The organism is Mycobacterium sp. (assembly GCF_040509115.1).
Lineage (GTDB): Bacteria > Actinomycetota > Actinomycetes > Mycobacteriales > Mycobacteriaceae > Mycobacterium.
In genome coordinates this window covers 1-24,233 of record NZ_JBEVLO010000242.1, presented here as the reverse complement: position 1 = coordinate 24,233, position 24,233 = coordinate 1, and the positions used below count along the sequence as shown (strand labels likewise).

The following is a 24,233-nucleotide window of genomic DNA, read 5'->3' as shown; positions in this document are numbered from 1 at the left end:
GAGCGCAGCCGCGCTCGGGGCTCCTTGCGTCTGTTGGGCAGTCAGTTCGTCGGCACCATCACCGTGGCGAACAGGGCCCGGTGATCCGAGCGGGGGATCTCGGTCGTCGACGTCGACACCGCGGTGGCATTTCGGGTGAGGACGTGGTCGATGCCGATCACGGCGGGGAATCGACGGTTCGCGGGGAAGGTGAGGTTGCGTCCGTCGCCGGCCTGCTCGGCGGCGTCCCGGTAACCGTTCGTCAGCAATTGGCGGAACGGGCGCATGTCGATCGTCGAGTTGAAATCGCCTGCAACGATGACGGATCCGTCGCCCGCCTGTGCCGCGAGGTCTGCGAGCAGTCGTGGGAAGGCGGCCAGATCCGCCCGCCAGCCCTCGATTGGCTTGGGCCACGGCGCCGCCAGGTGGATGGAGGCCACCGATAGGGCGCCGGCGACGCCCGGCACGGCGACCTCCGCGGTGAGCAAGGCCAACTTGAAACCGGGGACCTTCTTGGCGTCGTTGAGGGGATAGCGGCTGTAGACGCCCATGCCCTCCGCTCCGGGCCGCGGGTCGAGAATCTGGTGGGGGAAGGTCGCCTCCAGTCCGGAGGTCGCCAGACGGCGAGCAGCGGCCGATGTGAGCTCCTGCACCATGAGCACGTCGGCGTTGTGGCCCGCTTCCCGGGTGACCGCGTCGGCGTCGGCGCGGCCGTACAGCATGTTCATGGACATCACGCGGACCGCAACCGATGCCGGGGGCGGTGCCGCGCTCAGATAGGACGGCAGCTGGACGACGATCAGCACGATGGTGAGACCGCTTGCGACGGCAGCCAGACCCCAGTGCCTGCCCCACCACGACGCGATGATCGCGATCGGCGCGGCCAGCATCAGAAAGGGCGAGGCGATCACCGCGACCATGGTCAGATGACCGGGGATCGGCACGTATCGGAACACGAGCGCGCCGACGGCGAGGATGACTAGCGCCACGCCTGCGACCGTGCTGATCATGGAACGAGCCCCACTCACCGGCGGGGCCGTTCGGGTCGAGGCCACCGATTCATCCCTCTACTCTTACCTGGGGTCTTGACGAGCGCGGCGCGTGGATTGAGGTGATCGGCGATGTGTGGGTTGACAGCCTGCTTCAAATGGACGGTCGTCCTCCTTGGTGCGGCGTGCCTCACGCTCGACATGGCGGGTCACGCATCGGCTGAACCACCCCCGCCGGTATCACCTCAGGCGAGTGCAGCAGGTCTGGTGGACGTCCGCACCGTCGTCCCCGACGCCATCGTCGACCTACGCTACGCGACGGCCAACAACTTCGTGGGAGTGCCGCTGTACCCGGCGGGTGCGCGTTGCCTAGTGCACGAAGCGCTCGCCGATGGCCTTGCCGAGGCGGCGAGAACACTTCGGGCACAGGGCAATACGCTGGTGTTCTGGGACTGCTACCGCCCGCATGACGTGCAAGTCAGGATGTTCGACGCAGTGCCGAACCCGAACTGGGTGGCGCGTCCGTCGGCCTTCGCGCGCAGCCACGAGGCAGGGCGCTCGGTGGACGTGACGATTGCGGGCCTGGACATGGGCACCGATTTCGACGAGTTTTCGCCACGCAGTCTGGCATTCGCCACCAGTGGGGTCACTCCCGAGCAGCAGGCCAACCGGGCCCGGCTCAGGGACGCGATGACTGAGGGCGGGCTGACGGTCTACCCGGGAGAATGGTGGCACTTCGACGGCCCAGGGGCAAAGGAGCCCCGCCCGTATCTCGACGTCCAGGTGAGCTGAATTCGCGCGGGGCGGTGTGTTGGCAATCTCGGGCCCATGCAGACGCGCATTCGCGCCGTCCCGTCGGCGGGCGGTCGTGGTCGTCATACCAGCCGAGTAGCTGCTGGCAAACACATTAGAGGCGCCGATTCGCCTCCGAGAGGCTGATTTTTCTCGCGCCGCCGGTGTGCAGTTGGTCACACGCGCCTGACGAATCCTTGCCGGACGTCATTGCCCACCGCGCTGAACTGCATCTTTCGGTCTGAACGTGCGTTGCTGATTCGCGACCGCTAGGGTGTGCGTACCGGAAGCGTTAGGGGAATCCCCGATTCCCCGATGCGGCATTAGCCGCTACCGTTTCGGTGGGGGATTTAAAGCTTGGGCGCTGCATTGACGCAGCGATGGGCGTCTCGTGTCGATGATTCGAGATGCGGCACGGCGTGGTCGGAGGGGAATCGTGAAGATTGAGGGACGCGCAGCAATGTTGACTCGGCCGTGGCAAGTTCGCTGGTTTCGCTCCACCGGGGTGAACGGCAGCCATGTCACCAACTAAGCCGGACCTGGTCGAGCGTATCGACGTCACCGGACTCGACCCCTCGTTGGATAGCCCCGACGAACTGCTGGCCGAGGCGGCGGTGCGACCGGTCTCGGTTACCGACCGCATCGAATGGCAGCGGCGATGGGCCCGGAATCTGCGGATCACCGACACGCTCGTCGTGGCCGGGGCGGTGCTGCTCGGTCAGATCGTGCGATTCGGCCAGACCGATGACCCCACTGGCAAGTTCCAGTACTACATCTCCATCTTCTCGGCCGTGTTCGTCGTCATCTGGCTGATTGCCCTGTCCGCAATGCGCACGCGCTCGCCGAGGCTGATGGGTAGCGGTGCCGAAGAGTACCGGCGCGTCGTGGCGGCGTCGTTCATGACGTTCGGCACGATCGCCATCGCGGCGCTTCTCCTGAAGATGGAGATCGCCCGTGGCTACCTCGCGATCGGCCTGCCGGTCGGGATCGCCGGACTGCTGGTGACCCGAGCCGCCTGGCGCCGCTATGTCATGCGCGAGCGAGCACGGGGCGGCTACCGCACCAGTGTTCTGATCGTGGGGGAGAGAGGCGCCGCGACGACGTTCGCTCGGGAGCTCACCCGAGGCGGCGTCAGTGGCTATTCCATCGCAGGGGTGAGCATCCCGGGTTACGGCCCGTCCCGCGGCGAGAACGTGGAGATCGGTGGCCGTCGGGTGCCGATTCTCGGTGACGAGCGGCACGTCCTCCACGCGATCAGGGAGTGCAACGCGGACACGGTGGCGATCGCAGGCACGGAACACTTCGGCGTCAAGGGAATTCGTCGACTCATCTGGGATCTCGAACCCATGGGCATCGACTTGATGGCGTCGACCGGAGTCATGGACGTCGCCTTGTCGCGACTGGTGATGCGTCCCAGCGCCGGTGCGGGTTTGCCGGTGCTGCACATCGAGAAGCCGCAGTACGAAGGTGCCAAGAAGTTTCAGAAGCGGCTGTTCGACATCTGCTTCGCGCTGACCGCGCTGAGCCTCAGCATGCCCCTGTTCGTGACTGCGGCCCTGGCCGTCAGGCTGACCAGCCGGGGCCCCGCGTTCTACCGCGCCGAGCGGATCGGCATCCAGGGCCGACCATTCTCGATGCTCAAGTTCCGCACGATGGTTCGCGATGCGGACAAGCTCCTGTCGAGCCTGCAGGGCGCCAACGAGAGCGACGGGCTCCTTTTCAAGATTCGCGACGATCCGCGAGTCACCGCGGTCGGTCGGGTGCTGCGACGCTTCAGCATTGACGAGATTCCCCAGTTCATCAACGTGCTCCGCGGCGAGATGAGTGTCGTCGGTCCTCGTCCTCCGCTGCGGCGCGAGGTCGACGCGTACGACGTCGACGTGTCGCGCAGACTGCTCGTCAAGCCGGGGATCACCGGGCTCTGGCAGGTCAGTGGGCGGTCTGATCTCAGTTGGGAAGAGTCCGTCCGGTTGGACCTTGCCTACGTCGACAATTGGTCGATGATCGCCGACGCGCTGATCATCGCGCGGACCATCGCGGCGGTCCTTCGCCGTAGCGGCGCGTACTAGGCCCTCGAGCGGTCAACCGACCTCGACCAGCCGTCTCCGCAGGAACGCCTTCGCCGGCTCGGAGCCGTTGTGCTCCAGCGCGATCCGATACCACTGGGCTGCCTCGGCCGGTCGGCCTGCGCGGCGTAGCAGGTCGGCCCGGATGGCTGCGGTGGTGGCCGACCGCGCCAACCGGGGGTCGTCGGAGACCTGGTCCAATGCCGCCAATCCGGCGCCAAACCCGTCCCGGAACCCCACCGCCAGCGCCCGGTTGGCGCGTGCCACCGGGGAATCGGTGAGCGCGACGAGCCGGTCGTACGCGGCGCAGATCGTCGTCCAGTCCGTCTTGTCCCACGACGACGTGGTCGCGTGCACCGCGGCGATGACGGCTTGCGGGAGGTACGCACCCGTCGCGCCCTCGGCGCGCCGCAACCGCTCGAGACCGCGGGTAATGCGCCCGCGGTCCCAACGGCTGCGGTCCTGTTCGTCGAGCGGCACCAGCGCGCCACCGTCGTCCACCCGGGTTCTCCGCCGCGAATCGTGCAGGAGCACCAGCGCCGCCAGCGCGTCCGCATCACGCTCTCGGGGCATCAGAGCGCACATCTCCCCGGCCAGCCGCACCCCCTCGTCGCACAGCTCGTCCCGGATCGCCGAGGGGCCCGCCGTCGACCAATACCCCTCGGTGAACACCGAGTAGATGCACCCCAGCACGTGCGGAACGCGTTCGGTCAGCAACTCGGCTGCCGGGACGCGCAGCGGAATGTTCGCGGTGCGGATCTTGTCCTTGGCCCGCGTTATCCGCTGACCGACGGTCGCCTCGGGCTGCATCAGCGCCCGCGCGATCTCGGCAACGGTCAGCCCCGAGATCAACCGGAGTGTCAGGGCCAGTTGCGACGAACCGTCCAGCGCGGGATGAGCGCAGGTGAACATCATCCGAAGCTCGTCATCGCGCACCGGCTGCAGCGGTTCGTCGTCCATTCGGGCCCGGCTCTGATCCGTCACAGCAGCGAGTTCCCTTCCCGGACGGGTCGATTCGCGGCGAAATCGGTCCAGCGCCCGATTGCGGGCGACTGTCACGATCCAGCCACCCGGGTTGGCGGGCACGCCGTCGCGTGGCCACGCCCGCAAAGCCTCGGCGAACGCCTCCTGGACGGCGTCCTCGGCCACGGACAAGTCCCCGGACCAGCGCGCGAGCGCCGCCACGGCAGGTCCCCATTCGCGCCGGTAGACACCGTCCAGGGTGGGCATCGAGGGAGAGCTACAGTCCCGAGATCCCGGCCAACTGGCGTACCTCGACCGACGTGGCGGGGATCAGCGACGCGAGCTCGACCGCCTCGTCTCGGTCGTCGGCCCGCAGGATGTAGTAGCCGTTGGCCACCTCGGCGCCCTCGACGTACGGGCCGTCCGTGAACGACGCCTTGCCGTCGCGCACCCGCACCGTCGTCGCCGTCGACGGTGGATGTAGTCCCGCGCCGCCCCTGATGCGGTTGCCGGCGACCTTGCCGAACTCCACGTGCCTGCCGACGCCTTCCTCCCACTGCGGGCTGCCCGGCGTCACCGGCCGGTCCGCGGGTTCAAGCAGCAGCGCAAGCCAATTCGTTCCCTCCAGCGGCACTGGCGTCGCCGGCTCGGCCATCGGCCAGAGTTCGACGCCCCCAGCCGCGCACGCGGGGATCTGGCGCGCCAATTCCAATGCGTCGTCCAAATTCTCGGCTTCCAGAACGTAGTAGCCGCCCGCGACCTCGGCACCCTCGGCGAACGGGCCGTAGGTGACCACCGGGGCCGAAGGTCCGCCGGTGATCTTGGCGCCCTCAACCGCCGGGGCCAGCGCGTCGCCGGCTCGGATCGCCTGCCCCGCCGCGGCGTGGAAGTTCCGGTAGGCGGTCATGATCGCGGCGGCCGTTTCGGCGTCGGGTTCGCCGGTCGGCTCAGGACCGAGCAGCAGTGCGAAGTAGTGCATCGGGATACCTCCGAGTTGATGAGCAGAACCCTGTGTTCCACTCTCTACCCGTCCGACGAATGGCACCGCCCGGATCCGACAGCACTGCGAGAAAAATCCTCCAAGACGTCTCGCCGATCCTTGATCGCGGTGATTCGCCTCGTGTGATCGTTTACGGATGCGTAAGACAGCAAAGGCGCTTCTGTTCGCGGTCGGCTCCCTCATCGCCGTGATGGGGCTCGTCATCGGGGCCGCATTCTCCGCCGCTCTCGCGTTCGGTACGACGGCATTGATCGTGCCCGGCACCGGGACGCACGACGTTCTCACCAACACCCCGTACCGAGACCACGCCGCCGATCGGTACATCAACCCGGCCGGCACTGCCTGTACGTCGGGAGACGGGTGCGAGATCGCCGGCGTCGACTATCCCGCCGAGTTCTTCCCGTTCGTGATCTTCGACGGCTGGTGCCCGGGACTGTCGTGCGATACGTGGAACGCCTCCGTGAACACGGGCGTGACGAACCTCGACGGCGCGGTGACCCCGTTCAAGAGCCCTGCCAACACCGAGGACGTGATCATCTTCGGCTACTCCCAGGGCGGCGCCGTCGTGTCCCGCGAGATGTACAACCTCGCAGGCCTCGACCAAGCCGTGAAGGACCACATCACGGTCGTCACCATCGGCAACGTCAACAACCCACGCGGACTCTTCTCGCGGCTGGGCTTCCTCCCGACGATCCCCGGGCTGGACATCAGCTTCGGGCCAAACCTGCCGACCGACATCGGCATCAAGAGCGTCAACTACTCCTTCGAGTACGACGCCGTCGGTGACGCTCCGAGCTACTGGGGCAACGCGTTCGCCATGTTGAATGCGATAGCCGCGTTCGAGTACGTACACGGCTACTACCTGGTGCCGGACGACGACACCACGCCGGATACGACGATGCCGTACGGATATGACGACATCAGCCTGGCGGCGGCCATCAACGACGACAACAATCGGCAGACCTACCAGGACGCGACGTTCGTGCTGATCCCGCAGAGGGGTCCGCTGCCGATCTTCCAGCCGCTGATCGGGATCGGGAAGCAGACTGGGTTGAGCGTGGTGGTCGACCCGCTCGTTGCGCTGCTCAACCCCGTGACCAAGCTGTTGGTCAACCTGGGATATGACCGGATCACCAACCCTGGTATCCCGCAGACCCTTTCGCTCCTTCCGTTCAACCCGTTCACCTTCAATCCGATCACCTTTGCCGTGCAGTTCGTGCAGGCCATCGTCCAGGGCGTGCAGGACGCGATCGGCGTGATCGGTGGTGCCAGCTTGTCGCCCCCGACGCCGGCCACCGCGAACGACGTCGCAGGCCAACAGGCCGGCGAGGTGAACACCTTCGCCAGGATGTCGGCGGCATCGCCGGGTGACACGCAGGCGATCATCGGAGACGACCAGGACGAGACCGTCGCCGATCCGGTCGGCAACGAGGTCGACCAGAACACCGATCCGAACGTCGAGCAGAACCCGGTGGATCAAAACGTGGTCGAGCAAGACTCCGTGAATCAGAGCTCGGTGGACCAGAGCGGCGCCGAGGAGGCCGCCGCGCAGGCGGTTGCCGCAGCTGCCGAGAAGGAAGCCGCGGAGAAGGAAGCGGCTGCCAAAGAAGCCGCTGCCAAGGAGGCCGCGGAGAAGGAAGCCGCGGAGAAGGCGGCCGCGGAGAAGGCGGCGGCTGAGGCGGCCGAGAAGGTAGCGGCTGACGCGGCCGAGAAGGCGGCGGCTGAGGCGGCCGAGAAGGCGAGGGACAACGCCGAAGCCAACAATCGCACCTCCAAGCAGGACGGTGCCGGCCCCGACGGGAACGACCCGGTCGACGACGATGCCGCCGCAGGCGCCGCAGAGCAGGCAAAGACAGCAGCCTGACGCACTCTGGCCTCAGTCGTGCGGACGGCAGAGCTCCAGGATGGGCGCCAAGAGGTCGGCAATCTGCGAGCCGACCGTCGCAAAGTGCTGCGGACTCTGGCCAATGGGATCGGGCACGTCCGGCATCTCGTCGGCGAGCACACGCGGACGTAGCGCTGCGAGGTCTGCGACGCTGCGCGCGTCGTGTTTCGAGACGAGCCCAGCGGCCTCGCTCAACGTAAAGGTTCGGTGAAGGCGATGCGGGGCAAGTTCCAACACGCTGTCGCGATGCGCCCTCGTCATGGTGAGTACGAGATCGGCATCCGAGGCAATGCGCGGCGTCAGTTGTCGCGCCGCGAAGTCGGATGCCTCGCCACCCAGGCTCTCCAGGACGAACGCCGCATCGCGATGAATGGGATGGGCGATCACGGCACGGGTGCCCGCGCTGGAGGCCGTGAAGTCCGCGATCTGCTGCCGGGCACCGTAGGCAGCGGCGAGCCGCTCCGCCGTAGGTGATCGACAGATGTTTCCGGTGCAAACGAACAGTACGTGCAGAGCTGCTCCTCGTTGATTGCGGGTTACGCCGACGAGCCCGTCACGAGCATCAAAGCCCAGGAGTTGCGCACCGGTCAATCCGATCGCGTCCGCGGCCTGAGCGGAGGCTCACGGGGAGCGTGCTCGTTGACGGCACGAACCTCAGTACGCGCCCCTTCGGGCTAGCACGACCCGCGGTGTCTTGAGGATGATTCGCACATCCCACATCAACGACCATGACCGGACGTAGACCGAGTCGAGGTGCTGGAGATCGGCATAGGACAGGTCGCTGCGGCCGCACACCTGCCACAGCCCGGTGATGCCCGGCTTGACGTCGAGGCGCGCAAGTGCGGCGCCGTCGATGCGATCCGACTCTTCGGTGGGTAGCGGCCGCGGTCCGACCAGAGACATCTCGCCGCGGACCACGTTGATGAGTTGAGGCAGCTCGTCGAGGCTGGTCTTGCGGATGAAGGCGCCGACCCGGGTGACCCTTGGATCGTTCTCCATCTTGAACAGCGGACCGTCCACTTCATTGTGTCGAGCGACCGTGTCGCGCCGTTGCCACGCGTCAGCAGTCATGGAGCGGAACTTGAAGATCCGAAATGGCTTGCCGGCGCGACCGATTCGCTCCTGTCGGAAGAAGACGGGCCCCGGGGTGTCGATCTTGATCGCCGCCGCGATGACCAACAGGACGGGACTTGCCGCCAGCAGCGCACACGTCGCGAGCGTGACGTCGATGAGCCGCTTGATGCATTGTGCGCTCGGTCCCAGCGACGCGGTGGGCAAGTGCATCAGCGTGAGGCCGTGGAGCTCCTCGGCTTCGCTGCGCCAATTGTGCAGCTCGAAGTATCGCGGGATCTCCGATACCGGCACCTGGCCCTGAAGCCGGCGCAGTGCCTCGAGGACGATGGCGTCGCTGGTGTTCGGGAAGCCGACGATGACCCGGTCGATGTCGTAGGCGGCGCACACGGCAGGCAGATCGTCCAGTGCGCCAAGGATGTCGGCGTCTGGTGCCGCGTTGTCGTCGACATGCCCGACCACTAGCGTGTCGGGGCACCTTCGCAGCCTCGAGGTCAGTCGATCCGAGTTCGGTCCCGTCCCGATCACGAGAATGCGGCTCACCGTCGGATCGAACATCCGGACGACTAGCCGGCGTCCGAACGGAACCAAGACGACGGCGGGCACCGTCATGGCCACCGCAGCCGTCAGGGTCATCAAACGCCCACCTCCCCCGAGGATGAACGCGTCGGCGGCCAGCGCGAGCAGGGCAGCGGTGGGCAGGCAACGGGAGATGACGGCGGGTCGCCACCACTCGCTCGGCCGCAGCCGCGAAGCGGGGCGGCGATAGAGTCCATGAACGTGCAGTGCTATCGCCATCGCCACTGCTGCGAGGGCGATGTCCCGAAAGCCAAGGGCGCCAGCACGTTCGGCACTGAAGTGACTGAGCGTCGTCGCACCGAGGAACGCGGAGGCGGTCAGCATCACCACATCGGCGATCTGAAGAAAGAACCGATGCTGGAGGCCGTGTTTGTGCGCCCGCGTGGTGTCGTTCTGAGAGAGTTCTGGCGCCGACACGGAGTGCCTGCTGGATGTCGAAGTGGCCCGCTGCTTGGCCGGCGTCTCAATGCTCAACGTTGTTCCTTAAGGATGCAGGGCTGCGGCGTTACCAGCCGAACCCGACCAGCCGTAGGCCGGAGCCGACGAAACTGGTTTCTGGCAGGCAATTTCGGCCGTCGACGACAAGGTCGCCGCGCATCACACGCCGCAAGATTTCGGGGTCGAGCAGGCGGAATTCCGGCCACTCCGTCGTCAAGACGACGGCGTCCGCTCTATCGGCTGCCTCGTAGGCATCACGAGTCAATCGGATGGCCTTGAATTCGTCGGGCAGCGACTTCACTACCGGGTCGAACGCGGAGACCACGGCGCCGGCCGCTATCAGTCGCTTGGCAATGTCCAGCGCCGGGGCGTCGCGTAGATCGTCCGTGCCCGGCTTGAACGTCAACCCCAGCAACGCAATTCGGCGGCCCTTGAGGACGTGAAGCTCCCGCTGGAGCTTGCGTACCGCGCTCGCCCTTTGCGTCTTGTTGATCGCGACGGTCGCCTGCAGCATCGAGGGTGTGTAGCCATACTCCTGGCTCGACGAGATGAGCGCGGCGACATCCTTGCCGAAGCACGAACCACCCCACCCGACACCGGGATTCAGGAAGGCGTTCCCGACGCGATGGTCGGCGCCGATGGCTGGCAGCACCTGACGGACGTCTGCGCCGAACAGCTCGCACATCTGGGCCATCTCGTTGGCGAAACTGATCTTGGTCGCCAGAAACGCATTCGCCGCGTATTTGATCATTTCCGCGGATGCCAGCTCAGTCGTGATCAGTGTCGGCCGCAGGCCCCGCCTGCCGCCGTCGAATGACTGGTCGAGCACCGGCTGGTAGAGCTCGGCCACCCGGGCGACGTCCTCCGTGGAGCCGCCCAGGACGATCCGATCCGGGTAGAGGAAGTCGTCGATGGCACAGCCTTCGCGGAGGAACTCCGGGTTGGAGACGACGTGGAAGGACAGCTTCCGGTTGCCCTCCATCGCGTCCTCGAGGATCGTGCGCGTCCAGTTTCCTGAGCCCACCGGCACCGTCGACTTGTTGACGATGATCGCGCCGGGCCGCAGGTAGGGGGCCAAACTCTCGATTGCGCTTTCGAGCTGCGCAAGGTTGGGTGACCCGTCCGGGCCTGGTGGCGTGCCGACGCACAGGAAGACGAAGTCCGCGTCGGTTAGGGCCTCGGCAGGACGGTCGGTGAACCGCAGCCGACCGGTCGCCAGCGTCTCCTTCAGTATCTCCGGCAGACCGGGTTCGACGAAAGGTGCCTGGCCGCTATTGAGCTGGCCCGTGCGCGCCGAGTCGCTGTCTAGACCACACACGGTGTGTCCCAGGAACGCCAAGCTGGTGGAGGTGACCGCGCCGACGTAGCCGGTGCCGATGACCGCGACCTTGTGCCGTGGCTGGACGGGCTCGGTCCGAAACCCAAGCGGCGAAACGATTCTGGAGGCTTCGGCTCCGTCGCGGAACCATGCGATGGTGTCCATCAAGCCGTCGCGGACGTCGACTTTGGGTTCCCAGCCCAGTTCAGCGCGCGCCAACGTGATGTCGGGTTGACGCTGCGACGGATCGTCGAGAGCGCGGTCGATGAACTCTATCGGAGAGTCGGATTCGGTCAGCTCGCGGATGAGCTCCGCAAGCTCCAAGATCGTCATCTCGTGTGGATTGCCGATGTTGACCGGACCAGTGAGATCCGAGAACAACAGCTGCAATGCTCCCTCCACCAAGTCGTCGACGTGGCACACCGATCGCGTCTGGCTGCCGTCGCCCTGAACGGTGATTGGATCGCCAGCCAAGGCCTGGGTAACGAAGTTTGGGATCGCGCGGCCGTCGCTCGGTCGCATCCGGGGTCCGTAGGTGTTGAAGATCCGCAGGATCGCGGTGTTGACGTCGTGCTTCCTACGGTAGGAGACGGTGAGTGCCTCGGCGAAGCGTTTCGCCTCGTCGTAGCAGGACCGCGGTCCGACCGGATTGACGTTGCCCCAATAGCTTTCGGGCTGGGGGTGGACGAGCGGGTCTCCGTACGTCTCCGAGGTCGACGCGAGCAGATAGCGGGCGCCCTTCTCCTTGGCCAAGCCCAGCGTGTGCAGCGTTCCGAGAGAACCCGCCTTCAGTGTCTGAATGGGCAGCTCGGCATAGTCGACTGGCGAAGCCGGGGACGCGAAATGCAAAACGTAATCGACTGGTCCGGGAATCGAGACGAAATCACTGACATCGACTTTCAACAGTCGAAATCCGTCATGTCCCTGTAGATGCGCAACGTTGTCGGCTGACCCGGTCACGAAGTTGTCGATGCAGGTGACGTCGATGTCCAACGCCAATAGCCGCTCCGCAAGGTGCGAGCCGACAAATCCTGCTCCGCCCGTCAATACCGCCCGCTGCTTCATATGCCCCCCAAATCCTTGCTCAAGATCAACTGCCGCTCGATCTGCGATGCCCTCGAGCGGCGATACATGCGTACATGCACATGGCCGACGCTAGCACTATGGGACGGACCTGGCGACCTCAACAGCGAACCCTCTTAGCGTCCGTTAGTTGACCTAGAGAAAAGTCTTTGGGCTCATGGGGCGCTGTTGGGACCAAGCAAAACCAGTGGTCCAACCCGTTTATGTGCGGATTTGGCTACTGTTCTGCGCGTCAATTTATCCACACCATGCAAATATCCAGCAAACGGTGCTGATTGCGGCTGCATCACGGGCGCTCGGTGAAAATCTGGGCATTCGCTGTGGTCGGGGAGCTGCCACCCAGCACGGTCTATGTACACGCTCATGCAGTCAGCAGGTGTGTGTCGTTTCAGCAACGGATGCGTGTACGCGCCAGCACGAGCGCCCGCGACGCTTCGCCCGCAACCAACGAACATCAGTTGGACAGGCGGCTCACAGGCGTGACAATCCCGATTTTGGTGCCGAATGTTCAAGGTTTGTTTCCAGGATTTAACTCACCGGGTGAGCTTCAGATGTCACCGCGGATAAGTGCACGAAGTGCGGCCTCGTAGTCGCTGCACACCTGTGACCAGGAATAGTGCTCTTCGGCTCGCTGCACATTGGAGCGGGCAACCTCGTCGAGTTTGGTTGGGTTGTCCATCATGTCGAATATGGCCTGCGCGATCGCATTCGGTTCAGCGGCTACGAACTTGCCTGCAGGCCCCAGCACCTCGCGGGTGTAGATGGTGTCTCGGGCCAGAACGGGTGCGCCGGCAGCCATGGCCTGCACGAGTGATGGGTTCGTGCCCCCAACGCTGTGGCCGTGGAAGTACACGCCGGCGTGCTGCCAAAGGGCGTGCAGCAGAGTGTCGTTGCTCAGATGGCCCAGCCAAGAGACGGACGCGTGGTGGGCTGCAAGGCTGCGTGCCGCGTCGTCCAACTCGCCGCCATACCCCGAGCTCCCCACGATCACCACGGGGTAGCGAGCAGCGATCGCGGGCACCGCCTCGAAGAATTCGGCAATGCTGTTCTCGGGGACGAACCTGGCGACCATCAGCACATATCCGCGATGACCAAGCCCCTCAGGGACGTCCAGCGGAGGGGGTACGTCGCCACCGTAGGAAATGAATCTTCCCTTCGCGCCGAACGTCTGTTCCCAATAGTTCTCGATTCCGCGCGCATCGAACACGAGATCGGTGGCCCAGCGTGCCGTACACGCTGCTCCGGTTCGAAAGACGCGTTTGGCGACCGTTCCCCACTTGGCTCGCTCCCACTCGATCCCGTCGACATTGACCAGGGTGGGGATGCCGCGGGCTTTGAGAATCGGGAGGTAGTACCCATTCGCGACGTTCATGACGAGAGCGACGTCCGGACGGCGTGCTGCGGCATCAAGGGTTGAGGTGAACCCGTACGAGAGCGTGCTTGCGCTCTTGGTTTCCAGTCCGCGAGTCACTCGTGACACGATTCGCGCGTCCAAGTCCGGGTCGTCTGGCCGCGTGGCACCGGGGCGGCCGTACACGGTGACATCCCAACCCGCATCAGCCAAATAGGGCACGAGCTTGCGGACCGCTGTCTCGAAGCCCGAGTAGTAGCTGGGGTAACCGCGTGTTCCAATTACAGCAACTGATGGCACCAGATCTCCAATCTTCTTGGGCCCCGGTTTATCTGGTGGTCATTCTCATTTTCCACCGTGCGACAACTCGGAAGGGTCGCCCCGAAGCGTATCTGTAGCCGACGCAGCTGGCCCCTTTTCATTTGCACTTGGGTGTCGCGCGCCGCCCACGTCGCGGGTCACGCCCGACGCGGCCGGATTTGTCCATTGCGCGGCGGCGTCCATCGTCGGGCGAGCCGTTGGTGCCAAATACGTTGGCGGAAATGTTGTTCGCCCCGGGGCCGATCATGCGGTCTTCCCCATGTGGTCGACGGTTCCGCGGTGCTATCGTCGTGACGGTACTGTCTGGCATTGGCGAGACAGCCGGATTGCATTCCGCTCGAACATGGTTCCAACCGCTCGACTACCGCGTAGACCAGAAGGGTTGTGCGAGCGTTCCGCCGGTTCGGAAACGGGAGCCGTGAATGACATTGAGGACCACGGGGAGAACATGAGTCACTTGGCGGTTGCGCGGCAGACACTTATCGGGGCGATACCTTCACCTCTCGAAGAGGGTGTCCGCTCCGCCCGGAACTTCGTGCGCTTCGCGCGTTATCGGGGAGAGGGCCGATACTGTCCCGTTTGCGAGAAGTCCGCCAAACGGTTCGTACCGTACGGCGTGCCCCCTCGTGAGGAAGCGTGCTGCATCCATTGCGGTGCGCTTGAGCGGCACCGGATGACGTGGTCGTACTTCGAGCGAAGGACGAACCTCTTCGACGGCCAAGAGAAGCGTGTACTGCATGTCGCACCCGAGCGTCAGTTCGAGAAGCTGCTGCGCAAGCGGATTGGCTCCGGCTATCTGACTGCCGACCTATTCAATCCGCGCGCAATGGTAAAGATGGACATCACGGACATTCAGTACGAAGACGATTCGTTTGATGTCGTCTACTGCAGCCACGTGCTCGAACACGTCGACGACGACATCAAGGCGATGACGGAGTTTCATCGCGTCTTGAAGCCGACCGGGTGGGCCGTTTTGCTGGTGCCGATCACGGCCGAGACGACTTACGGGGATCCGTCGGTTACCGACCCGCAGGAGCGCCTTCGGCTATTCGGGCAGGAGGATCATGTCCGTCGGTACGGCCCTGACTTCGGGGATAGATTGCGCGACGCCGGTTTCGCCGTCGAGGTAGTCGAGCCCCAGGACTTTCTGACTCCGGCTGAAGTCTCCGCCATGCGAATCGGGGTCGACATAGAGGAGAAGATCTTCCTCTGCACTAAGCGCTAGTATCGGCGACCGGCGCATTTCGCCCATGCCGATTGCGTCCTAGTTGTCACGGCCCAGCGAGTCAGTCGGTGGTTTATCGTGGACCAGTCAGTTGGCGCTGCAACCAGTCTCACCCCGGCACCGCCACGCCAAGGGTGTTGAGCGCACAGCCACGTCAGCTCGGCGCAGCCGCTCCGAGGCCCACCGCGTCGAAGTCGTAGGTGCCATTCGTCGCGCCGACCGGAGTTGCTTGCAAGTCAGTGCCTGCCAGTGCCCAGGTGAAACTGGGGTGTTCGGCGGCTACTCCCTCCGTGAGCCCGCCAGACGCGATCACGCTGCACACCGACCCTTGCGACGACACGAACAGCAGATAGGTCGCAATCAGAGAGTCATCCCCGGTGCCCGTCACCGTCATGGATATCAGCCCACCGAAGTTATCGGTATCCGCGATATCGGACACACGGAACACCGTGACGGTCTCAGAAACCGAAAGGCCACCGCGGAATGCTCCGGTTACGCCCCCCTTGGGTGTCTTGATGTCGCGAGACTGCTGGTGCGAGCCGCCCTTTATGTCGTCATAGGCGCCGGTCACCTGAAAATCACGGATGACCGGGTATCCGGAACCGCCCGTCGACGCAAAAACGCGATAACCGGGGAGTGGTCCCGTGCCGGTCCACGAATCCGGTGATGCGGTCCAATGCAAGGCGTTTTGGCCGACTTCTATACGGGTCAAATCCTTCAGATCGTAAAATCCGATCGCCGCCCGTGTCCACGATGCAAACGTGTTGCCTTCGATGATGCCCGTGGGCCGACCGTTGTGAATCTCAAGCGCATCCCCCAGCTCCCGCTGTCCTGGCCACGCCACGTGATTGCCGACGAAGGTGAAATTATGTGGGGTGTCAAGATATACGGCTGACAATCCCGCTTCGAAGAAGTTGTTGTTGATGATCCGCAGCCAATTGGACTGTCCAACGCGCAGGTTGTATCGCTTGTGGGCGAAGAGGGGGGCCCGGCGCGCGTTATGGTTCATCGAGAAGACGGTATTCCCGGAAAAATTCAAACCATCCACGCCGCCAGGGTTCTCGCCATCCGTGCAGGCGATCCACACCGAACTATCCGAACAGTAATTGAAGTAATTGTCGGTGACGTGCCAGTCGGAGAGGACATCCCATTTCTTGGTATCGGCGTAGATTCCGAAGACCAATTTAGCGAAGCGGTTGTCAGACACCCGCAGCATGGCCGTCGTGTGGACTTTGTCATTTCCATCAGCGGCCTCAACGGCAATTCCCTTGCCTGCGGAACGGAACAGATTTCGCGAAACATCGAGCCCGCGGACGTTGCGCAGAACGAGGCAACGTGTGGTGCCGTAGTCGTCGCCGTGGTCAAAGACGACTCCGCTTATCGAGTCACCGGAAAAATCAATGCCATTGGCGTTCGTGTCATAGGTGGAGGGGCCGATGCGCACCTCACCGCCGCCGACCACCGCACCCCCGCGACTCACGAGGCTGACTCCCGGTTGCTCGATCTCGAGGTGTCCAGGGATGAAGAAGCGTCCTCGAGTCAGTTCTACCGCGCCCCGACCCTGGGCCACTGCCGCGTCTACGGCGCCTTGCAATGCTGCGGTGTCGTCATTTTTGCCATCCCCGATGGCACCAAAGTCGTATGGGTTCTGTGTCATGTCGTCCCGGGTCGCCCCCTGTCCAATCTCGTCGACGTCGCGTTCGTCGCCACTGTCAGCGCAGCCCGCGAGAAAAGAAATCTCCGCTGCCGCACCAGTCCCAGCAAGAAGGCTCAAGATTGCCCGACGGCTCATCGGCGCCATGAACAGGTCTCCTTAAACATCTTGAGGCACCCTGGGAAAGACTCCCATCGCAATGAGCGTCAGGTACCTCAAAAGCCTACTTCGTCGTGGGCTCATCGGTCGGTCCGCCACGGCCACCCGATAATTGGAACGGGAAGGCTGCGGGTTCAATTTCGCCGCTACGAACAAAGTCACCGCGACACCGACAACTAGCAAATATTGCGGGGTGTCGACTGCGACCTCGCGGCACCCGCCGGGCGAATTTCAATCGCTCCTCCACGCATCGACGATTCACCCCCGCTGGCACGCGCAGGATGCGGTTTTGGTCGTTGTCGAGCATCGATGCTCCGCCCAGACTCTTCGGCTCATCAGCTCATCGGTGAGCGAATGGCGATACTATGACGCTACAGGCGTGCCGCAACTGCGAAAGCATATCCAAATGCGTCTTCGCCAACCAAGGATGGAGCATGCGCGCCAAGTCTCAGAGTGAGCTCGGGAAGCTGCCTGTCGATGCCACTGTCCGCCCGATCAAATGACGGGCGGCAATAATTTCGGCTGCATAAGAAGTGGAGGGGGAATATGAGGTCTCGGCTTCAACAAGGGCAAGTAATGGGTGCAGATGCAGAATTTGACGCGTCCCCCACACAGAACGGCGAGCCTGTCGAAAATGTCGCCGTGTCGCCAATCGGGGACCAGACGTTCAGCGCAGGCGCATACGAGTCATCGGGCAAGGTCGGTGTGCTGCGCGTATTGCGTTCCTTGGCGGTGGACTTTCCTGGCACTTTTCGTCGGATTTGGTTGCGAGTACCCAGGCCCGTCCTGGCGAGTAGCGGGCTGCGCAGGGAGCAGCTCGCCGTTCGGAGCGGCATCAAGCAGTATCGCGCCGACCAGGCGAGGGGGCACCATCGCTTCCTGCTACGCCGCAATATTCACCGCCTTGAGAAGGGGCTCATCATGTGGCCTCGACGCTCCGAGTTTGGTGGAGATTACATAGGGGTGACCGTGGCGGCGGCGGTCCGTGTCTACGGTGAAAGCGCCCCCCTGGTGAGCGATGCCGAACGGCAGTGGGTGCTCGGCGTCTTGACGTCCTACTTCGAGGTGACCCGCCAGTCCACGTCGCCGAGCATCCGGTCCGCCGAGTCGACATTCGCACGGTGCTTCGTTGCCCCGAACAACGGCGACGAGCTCGCAGGACCGCATCGCCACGCCATCGACGTCGAGGGCTCGGGGATCGACATCGATTCCCTTCGCAGACTTGCGATCGGCAGGAGGTCTGTGAGGTGGTACGAGGACAAGAAGGTCGATCGATCCGTGGTCGATCGAGCGATGGAGATCGCAAGGGAGTCGCCAACGGCATGCAACCGCGCTCCCTACCGATTCGAGATCATCGACTCCGACTCGGGGGTCCAAGAAGTCGCAGAATGCGCGATGGGTACCGGAGGGTATGCGCACCAGATTCCGGCCATCGTCGTCCTCGTCGGCGATCTTTCGGCCTTCTTCCACGAGCGGGATCGTCATCTCATTTACATCGACTCATCGCTCGCCGCGATGGCGTTCGTGCTCGGCCTGGAAGTCCAAGGCGTCGCTTCATGCATGATCAATTGGCCTGATATCCCAGAAAGAGATGCGCGCATGCGCCGGTTACTGGGCTTGGCAGATACGGAGCGCGTCATCATGTTGATCGCATACGGATATGCCGACGCTGAACGACTGGTCCCGTTTTCGGCGAAGGGCAGCCTTGATGAAATCCGTGCGTTCGGCAGAATCTAGGGCAGCCAGAGTGGATCACAACGAGGGTCGGCGCAACATCCTCATCATTGGCACCGATTTCAGGAATCAAGGTGCCTATCTGATGATGGTGGCCGCGATCAACGAGATCAAGCAGCGTTTCGCAGGCACCCCGGTGCTCGGCTTCAAGGTTGGGAACCCGTTGCAAAGGCGTCGCGTCGGCGCTCTCACGATGCTCCCAACGTCCTCCAGAATGCCTCATAGCACGATCTCGAGGACTATCTGGGCGAAGGGTGGAGCGGTGGACTACCGCGACATCGATGCCGTCTTCGACGCTTCTGGATTCTTCTATTCCGACTCCTGGAAACAATTCGTGGGCGGCAGAGCCGACCTGCTGCAGAAATTCGGCGAGCTCGGGACACCGGTTTACTTTCTTCCGCAGGCCTTTGGGCCATTCGAGAAAACCTCGAACCCCTGCGCAGCTGCGCTCTCGGTTGGCCGCGCCGCGTACGCCAGAGACGCAACGTCGCTTGGGTATCTCAAGTCCTTGGCGAATGAGCGCCAAATCTCGACTCCCATTCGAACTGCTACTGACTTCACCTGCTTGATCAAGGGCGGCAACGCAGACTGGAGCGAGTTGGCCGGAGCGATCCCCATCGTTCCGAACTACAACATCGTGGGTCGGGCGCCCGGTTCCGACGACGCAAAGACCTACGTAAGAAATCTGGCCCAATTCGTGTTGGCGGCACGCGCCGCCGGACGCTACGTGTATGGGTTGTCCCACGAGGGCAGGAAGGACACGCAGCTGCTGCGGGAGGTCGCGAAGCAGGTAGGCGATCTCCGCATCATCGAGGGTTTCAACGGGGTTGAGCTGAAGGCGCTGCTGGGATCGTCCCCCTATGCGATCGTTGGCCGTTTCCACGCTGCAGTTAGCTGCCTGTCGCAGGCGACACCATTGATCGCGCATGGATGGAGTCACAAGTACCAGCACCTGATGGAGGACTTTCATCAGGAGCGGAGACTCCTGGATCCATTCGCGAAGCTATCGTCCGCCGAGGTTGCGAAGCATGTCGAGGAACTCGAGAACTTCGACGGCGCTGCCAGAGTCGAGCTCGAACGCTGTGGCGACGCATACCGACGGAGTTCGCTGACCATGTGGGAGGAAATCGAAAAGGACCTACTCAATTGACACGCACCCTTCATTCATGACGACGGGTGTGTCGGCGAGATCTCGGCGCCGGCCGCAGGATGGCGACGCGATTCAGGCCGCCGTCGTGCTTGGCGGCATTCCCGACACCTGTGCTGATGTCCGATGACTAACATGCTCGCGTCGGCGTACCACAAGTTCAATCGACCGTTCTGCGTCACACTGTGTCGAATCTCGGCTGGCGGGTTTGCTCTGGTGACAGCGCCCGTGCTCGCAAGAGTCCTGGGTCCGGACGGACGGGGCCTGGTGGCCACGGCGACATCGGTTCTTCTCATCTGCCCCTTGCTCCTGTCGCTCGGCCTGCCCACGTGGGTGAGGCGGTTGGCCGCCGATGGAGGCGACATCGGCGGCGTGGCCTGGGCAATCAGAAAAATTGCCGGACTGGCGCTGCTGCCGGCATGCCTGCTGGCATTCGCCCTTCCTCACCTATTGCTTCCGGGCTCTGGTCACGTTGTGCAGGTGGTGTTCGCTGCGGCCATTGCTTCGACACCGGCCAGCATCATCTGGATATGCGACGTGCACATCTTGCTCGGACGTGGGGACTATCTCGGATACGCACTGCTGAACCTAGCCCCCAGCATCACTTTTGCGGCTTGTGTCGTGGGGGCGGCCCTGGCGGGCCAGCTAACCGTGGCCCTCGCAATCGGAACGTTAGCGGCAGCGAATGTCTTGAACGCTCTAGTCGTAGGTTTCGTCGTCCGGCCGCGACGCACGCCCCCTCGCGTCGCTGTGGGGTCCTTAGCGAAGTCGAGCCTGCCCTACTACGGGGCCCAGCTCGCTCAGGCGGCCGCATTCCGGCTCGACCAGGCTTTGATAGTTGCTCTGATGGGGGCGCAAATTGCGGGACTTTACTCAGTGTCCGTGACAATCAGTTTGATTCCCGTCGCGTTCGCACAGGGGCTCGGAGCCGTTGCCTTCCGGATCGCCGCTAGCGGAGACTCCGACGTCATTCCGATGGTGCGCGCAGCCAGCGTCTTGGGATTGCTCCTGTCGGGTCTGTTGGCAGCAGTGGTTCCGTTCGCGGTTCCGCTCGTCTTCGGGGAGGAGTTCGTGGGTTCGATCCCGTCCGTCTTGATTGGACTAAGTGGCTCGGTTGGCCTCGTCTTCGGTTATGTGGCCTGCATGTGCATAGCGGGGCAGGGGCGCGGCGGAGCCATGACCACTTGTCAGGTCCTAGGGACTGGCGCGGGGATAACCGGATTGGTGCTCGCGAGCCTCGGCGAAGGCAGCGCCTCGTGGGCTGCGTTCGCCTCGGCGGTGGGGTACTGGGTCACTGCCCTTGTATCGCTGTACGCACTCAAGGTGCCGTTTTCCTCGTTGATGGTCCGCAAGAGCGACTTCTTTCTCATTCACCGCATGCTTCTGGACCGGAGTTGACGGCAGCAGTTGGCCTCGCCGCGCAGTCAACTGGAAACCCTGCAGTCAACTGGGAACCCTGCAGTCAACGGGAAATAGGCGGGGCCAGGTCGTGTTCCGCGACTGTGATGTGCCCGTTCTCGTTGAGGCAGCGCTTCGCCTGAGTGGGCGGTGCCTGCGATTTTGCTCCGCGTTGGGCCTGTCGATAGGCAGCGGAATAGCTCGCTTGGCGGCCAGGCCGTTCTCGCTCACCGCGTCGCTTCCTAGATCCCGGTGCCTCGGGGACCGTGGTTTCCGCAGCTCCGTGAGCACACAATCCAACGGTGATGGCCAATCCGAGCGAGATGGGCAACGCTTCCGGTGCCGCGCTGACGAGGGCAAAGCAAAGGAACGTCAGACCGGCAGCGGCACCGAAGCGAGTCGAGTCTCTGCTGGGACGCACTGCGAGGGCGAGGCCGATGCAGAGCGATGCAAACAGGAGACCCTGAAATATCCCGCCCTCCACCGCATATTTCAGGAACGTATTGTGACTCGTGACTCGATCACCCGCCGCGAAGTACTGACCCAGCGTATCTCCCGCGGATCCGGATCCGGATCCGAGGAAGGGGGAGCGATCGATCATGTCCAAACTGGTCGACCACGTCGTGAAGCGTCCGGTGAATCGGGTGTCGTCGAGACCGGCATCCAATAAGCGGCGGAATCCCACGGATTGTCGAGCGTATTCGGTGAGCGGTTCAATGTAGATGACGCCAAGGATGCCGAATGCGGCCAGCAGAATGAGTCGATTCACCCAACGGCGAGCCGACCCGGTTATCAGCATCATCACGAGCGCACCGACAGCTAGCGCAACCAGGCCGGTGCGTACTTCCGCGAAGTAGACGCACAAAGAACCGACCACGGCCGCAGTAAGTCGCACCCACCGAGATTTAATTACGATGCCGGGCGCCAAGGCGGAAAGAACCAGGAAAACTCCAAGCATCGACACGTGGAATGGTCCAGCTAACACGCCTTGCATGCGCACCATGCCACTAATCAATGCTGTGTACTTGTCTGCGTTCCGCGGGATGGATTCCTCGATTGCGGGAAAGACTAGGTGAATCACAAGCGAAACCGATGCCGTGGCGAACATGCACCACCACGTAAGCCGCAACCCTTTGATCCGGGAACCCCGCCAACCTAGGCCAATCGCGAGACCGAGAAGGAAAGTCGCGGTCTTGCGGAATCCGAGTAGTCCGACGGTCACGCTCGGAACATTCGGATTGAGGATTTCAAGAGCAGCGATGATCACGATGATCGCGGTCAGCGCGATCAGCAGGAAATTGGTCGTATCGTCCTTGCGTCGCATCAGGAACACCTGTAACGAGGCAACGATTACGACAACCAGGGCGGCAGCGCCCGCCACGTTGCCCAACGGGTCCAGAGCAAAGGCGAGGATGACAGCCGCCGACCCGAGCTTCCAGGTGGTGTCCGATACCGACGTTGTCGGCGCCGTCATCATCCGGTCCTCACGCTGAGGGCGCGCGCGATGCAGTCAGCCTTATGCCGCCAGGTGAGATGAACCGGGATGTCGGGTGCGATGCGTTCGAGTCGTTCGCGGCCTCGGATCGCTTCGTGCAGCCACGCCACTTGATCTCGAGCTGGGACGATGTGCACGCCTTCGGTCAGTGTGCGGCCGGCGCCAATCACCGGTGTCGTGAGGACCTGCAGTCCGGTGGCGCGATATTCGTAGGTCTTGATGACGTCACCACCCACCTCACCCTCGCCGATGGCATGAGGGACCCAACCGAGGTCAAATGTCGCCATGAGCGCTGGGACGTCTTTGTAATGCACATCCCCAAGCAATTCGACGTTTTCCCAACCCGAGAGCAGCTTTCGGTAGCTGTCATTGGAATCAAGGAACGGTCCGGCAAAGACGAAGCGCAATTGGGGGAAAGCGCCGCAGACGTCTGAGAGGAGCTGAGCGTCGAGGCGATGGCCAATCTTGCCCACATACCCCACCGTCAAGCGGCCGTGTGCGTTCGCAGGGATTTCGAATCGCTCGGGGTCGACTCCGTTTGTCATGAGTTCGGCGTCGGTACGACCAAAACGGTGTGCCAGCGCGAGTGTCCCCTCCGAATTTGCGAAGATGACGTTACTCGCCTCAAACGCGCGGTGGTACGCATCTTCGACTTCACGACGAATGGATGCGAACCCCTGGTGGACCGTCCAGTCGTCCAACAAATCCAAGATGACAGTGCGGTCGCCGCGAAACGGATTCCGGTCGGCCGGCGCTGTCGCCGTGAACGGATTCCAAGATATCGCGGGTACGCCGTCGAAAGCGGCGAGCAGCGGATACGCGCGAGCGGAGCGCACCCACCAATGCTTGGGGTCGAATTTGGGCATTCGCCACGTCAAGGTTTGGATCGGGTTGGTGCCGGTGGCGACCGAGCCTCGAATGCGTCGAGCGTGGGCGAGGACGACTGGCTCCGGTCGCGAAATTACGTTGACACGCGATTTTGTGGACGACGCGAATCGGCCGAGCCATTCGATGATGTGTCCGTCGCGAGTGCGATAACCCTCATTGGACAGCTTGTGCTGTCCATGCATCGGATACGCGAGAGCGATGTCGGTCACGCCTTATACCTTACGTTCGATTTGACGCTCGGGGTGTGTTGGAATGACGCTCGACGAGGACCATGACGGCCAGTCGCTGTCCCAAAGCTAACGGAATCATCAAGTGCCAGTTCGTCGTACATCTCAGTGGTGGAGATGTGGTGGCACCGCGATGAGTTGTGGTCATGCGGGTCCGCGGTGAAATGGACAACGGCAGCAACGGATCCCACCAGCTCGTCGACCACAGGTAACATCAGCGTCCCCTGTCCAGCAGGTCCAGGAGATATGCGCCGTAGCCCGACTTGACCAGCCGGACCGCACGCGTACGCAGCTCATCGGCGGTGAGATAGCCCTGGCGCCAGGCGATTTCTTCGGGCGCCCCGATCTTCAAACCGGTACGTCGTTCCATCGTCCGCACGTACTCGGCGGCGTCGGTCATCTGGTCGAATGTCCCGGTGTCCAGCCAGGCGGTACCCCGCGGCAGCACCTGCACCTGCAATCGACCCTGCT

The 24,233-nt window shown here is 63.4% G+C and carries 17 protein-coding genes and 1 pseudogene; 7 read left to right on the top strand and 11 right to left on the bottom strand.

Annotation, left to right across the window (positions count from 1 at the left end):
• Window positions 1–41: 41 nt before the first annotated feature.
• Entirely contained in the window at window positions 42–989 is a 948-nt protein-coding gene (locus ABW137_RS16760; RefSeq protein WP_526401927.1) for an endonuclease/exonuclease/phosphatase family protein, read from the bottom strand.
• Between the two features lie 180 nt (window positions 990–1,169).
• Here ABW137_RS16760 and ABW137_RS16755 point away from each other — a divergent pair, with 180 nt between their 5' ends.
• Both ABW137_RS16755 and ABW137_RS16750 read left to right on the top strand, forming a co-directional pair.
• Entirely contained in the window at window positions 1,170–1,760 is a 591-nt protein-coding gene (locus ABW137_RS16755; protein WP_526401931.1) for a M15 family metallopeptidase, read from the top strand.
• 518 nt (window positions 1,761–2,278) lie between these two features.
• On the top strand, window positions 2,279–3,829 hold the full coding sequence (locus tag ABW137_RS16750; RefSeq protein WP_526401925.1) for a sugar transferase: 1,551 nt from the start codon (window positions 2,279–2,281) through the stop codon (window positions 3,827–3,829).
• 12 nt (window positions 3,830–3,841) lie between these two features.
• Here ABW137_RS16750 and ABW137_RS16745 read toward each other — a convergent pair whose 3' ends face one another.
• Window positions 3,842–5,056 carry an RNA polymerase sigma factor gene (locus ABW137_RS16745; RefSeq protein ID WP_526401923.1) on the bottom strand — a complete coding sequence of 405 codons (1,215 nt, stop codon included), beginning with the start codon at window positions 5,054–5,056 and terminating at the stop codon, window positions 3,842–3,844.
• Between the two features lie 10 nt (window positions 5,057–5,066).
• Window positions 5,067–5,768, bottom strand: coding sequence for a YciI family protein (locus ABW137_RS16740; protein WP_526401921.1), 702 nt, complete (start codon window positions 5,766–5,768; stop codon window positions 5,067–5,069).
• Between the two features lie 157 nt (window positions 5,769–5,925).
• On the opposite strand from ABW137_RS16740, the gene ABW137_RS16735 reads away from it, so the two are divergent.
• Window positions 5,926–7,653, top strand: a complete 1,728-nt coding sequence (locus ABW137_RS16735; protein ID WP_526401919.1) for a PE-PPE domain-containing protein — start codon at window positions 5,926–5,928, stop codon at window positions 7,651–7,653.
• A 12-nt stretch (window positions 7,654–7,665) separates the two neighbouring features.
• Here ABW137_RS16735 and ABW137_RS16730 read toward each other — a convergent pair whose 3' ends face one another.
• From ABW137_RS16730 to ABW137_RS16715, 4 genes are all read right to left on the bottom strand, one after another.
• Window positions 7,666–8,187, bottom strand: coding sequence for an arsenate reductase/protein-tyrosine-phosphatase family protein (locus ABW137_RS16730; protein WP_526401929.1), 522 nt, complete (start codon window positions 8,185–8,187; stop codon window positions 7,666–7,668).
• Between the two features lie 141 nt (window positions 8,188–8,328).
• On the bottom strand, window positions 8,329–9,798 hold the full coding sequence (locus ABW137_RS16725) for a sugar transferase (protein ID WP_526401917.1): 1,470 nt from the start codon (window positions 9,796–9,798) through the stop codon (window positions 8,329–8,331).
• Window positions 9,799–9,829: 31 nt separating this feature from the next.
• Window positions 9,830–12,145, bottom strand: a complete 2,316-nt coding sequence (locus ABW137_RS16720) for a UDP-glucuronate decarboxylase (protein WP_526401915.1) — start codon at window positions 12,143–12,145, stop codon at window positions 9,830–9,832.
• A gap of 565 nt (window positions 12,146–12,710) precedes the next feature.
• Entirely contained in the window at window positions 12,711–13,814 is a 1,104-nt protein-coding gene (locus ABW137_RS16715; protein WP_526401913.1) for a DUF1972 domain-containing protein, read from the bottom strand.
• A gap of 439 nt (window positions 13,815–14,253) precedes the next feature.
• On the opposite strand from ABW137_RS16715, the gene ABW137_RS16710 reads away from it, so the two are divergent.
• On the top strand, window positions 14,254–15,060 hold the full coding sequence (locus ABW137_RS16710) for a methyltransferase domain-containing protein (protein WP_526401911.1): 807 nt from the start codon (window positions 14,254–14,256) through the stop codon (window positions 15,058–15,060).
• A gap of 154 nt (window positions 15,061–15,214) precedes the next feature.
• Here the strand turns inward: ABW137_RS16710 and ABW137_RS16705 are convergent, their stop codons facing one another.
• A complete protein-coding gene (locus ABW137_RS16705; RefSeq protein ID WP_526401909.1) occupies window positions 15,215–16,861 on the bottom strand; it encodes a hypothetical protein in 1,647 nt (548 codons plus the stop codon).
• A 654-nt stretch (window positions 16,862–17,515) separates the two neighbouring features.
• Here ABW137_RS16705 and ABW137_RS16700 point away from each other — a divergent pair.
• The 3 genes from ABW137_RS16700 to ABW137_RS16690 all read left to right on the top strand — a co-directional run bounded on the left by ABW137_RS16700 (window position 17,516) and on the right by ABW137_RS16690 (window position 21,152).
• Window positions 17,516–18,610 (top strand): nitroreductase family protein, encoded by a 1,095-nt coding sequence (locus ABW137_RS16700; protein ID WP_526401907.1) that lies wholly within the window; start codon window positions 17,516–17,518, stop codon window positions 18,608–18,610.
• Window positions 18,611–18,620: 10 nt separating this feature from the next.
• Window positions 18,621–19,757 (top strand): polysaccharide pyruvyl transferase family protein, encoded by a 1,137-nt coding sequence (locus tag ABW137_RS16695; protein ID WP_526401905.1) that lies wholly within the window; start codon window positions 18,621–18,623, stop codon window positions 19,755–19,757.
• A gap of 123 nt (window positions 19,758–19,880) precedes the next feature.
• Window positions 19,881–21,152, top strand: coding sequence for a lipopolysaccharide biosynthesis protein (locus tag ABW137_RS16690; RefSeq protein WP_526401903.1), 1,272 nt, complete (start codon window positions 19,881–19,883; stop codon window positions 21,150–21,152).
• Between the two features lie 64 nt (window positions 21,153–21,216).
• Here the strand turns inward: ABW137_RS16690 and ABW137_RS16685 are convergent, their stop codons facing one another.
• From ABW137_RS16685 to ABW137_RS16675, 3 genes and pseudogenes are all read right to left on the bottom strand, one after another.
• Complete coding sequence (locus ABW137_RS16685; protein ID WP_526401901.1) at window positions 21,217–22,626, bottom strand: O-antigen ligase family protein; 1,410 nt, start codon at window positions 22,624–22,626, stop codon at window positions 21,217–21,219.
• A complete protein-coding gene (locus tag ABW137_RS16680; protein WP_526401899.1) occupies window positions 22,626–23,744 on the bottom strand; it encodes a glycosyltransferase in 1,119 nt (372 codons plus the stop codon). Before ABW137_RS16680 ends, ABW137_RS16685 begins: the two co-directional genes overlap by 1 nt.
• A gap of 232 nt (window positions 23,745–23,976) precedes the next feature.
• Window positions 23,977–24,233: pseudogene (locus tag ABW137_RS16675) on the bottom strand (glucose-1-phosphate thymidylyltransferase); the annotation flags it as partial.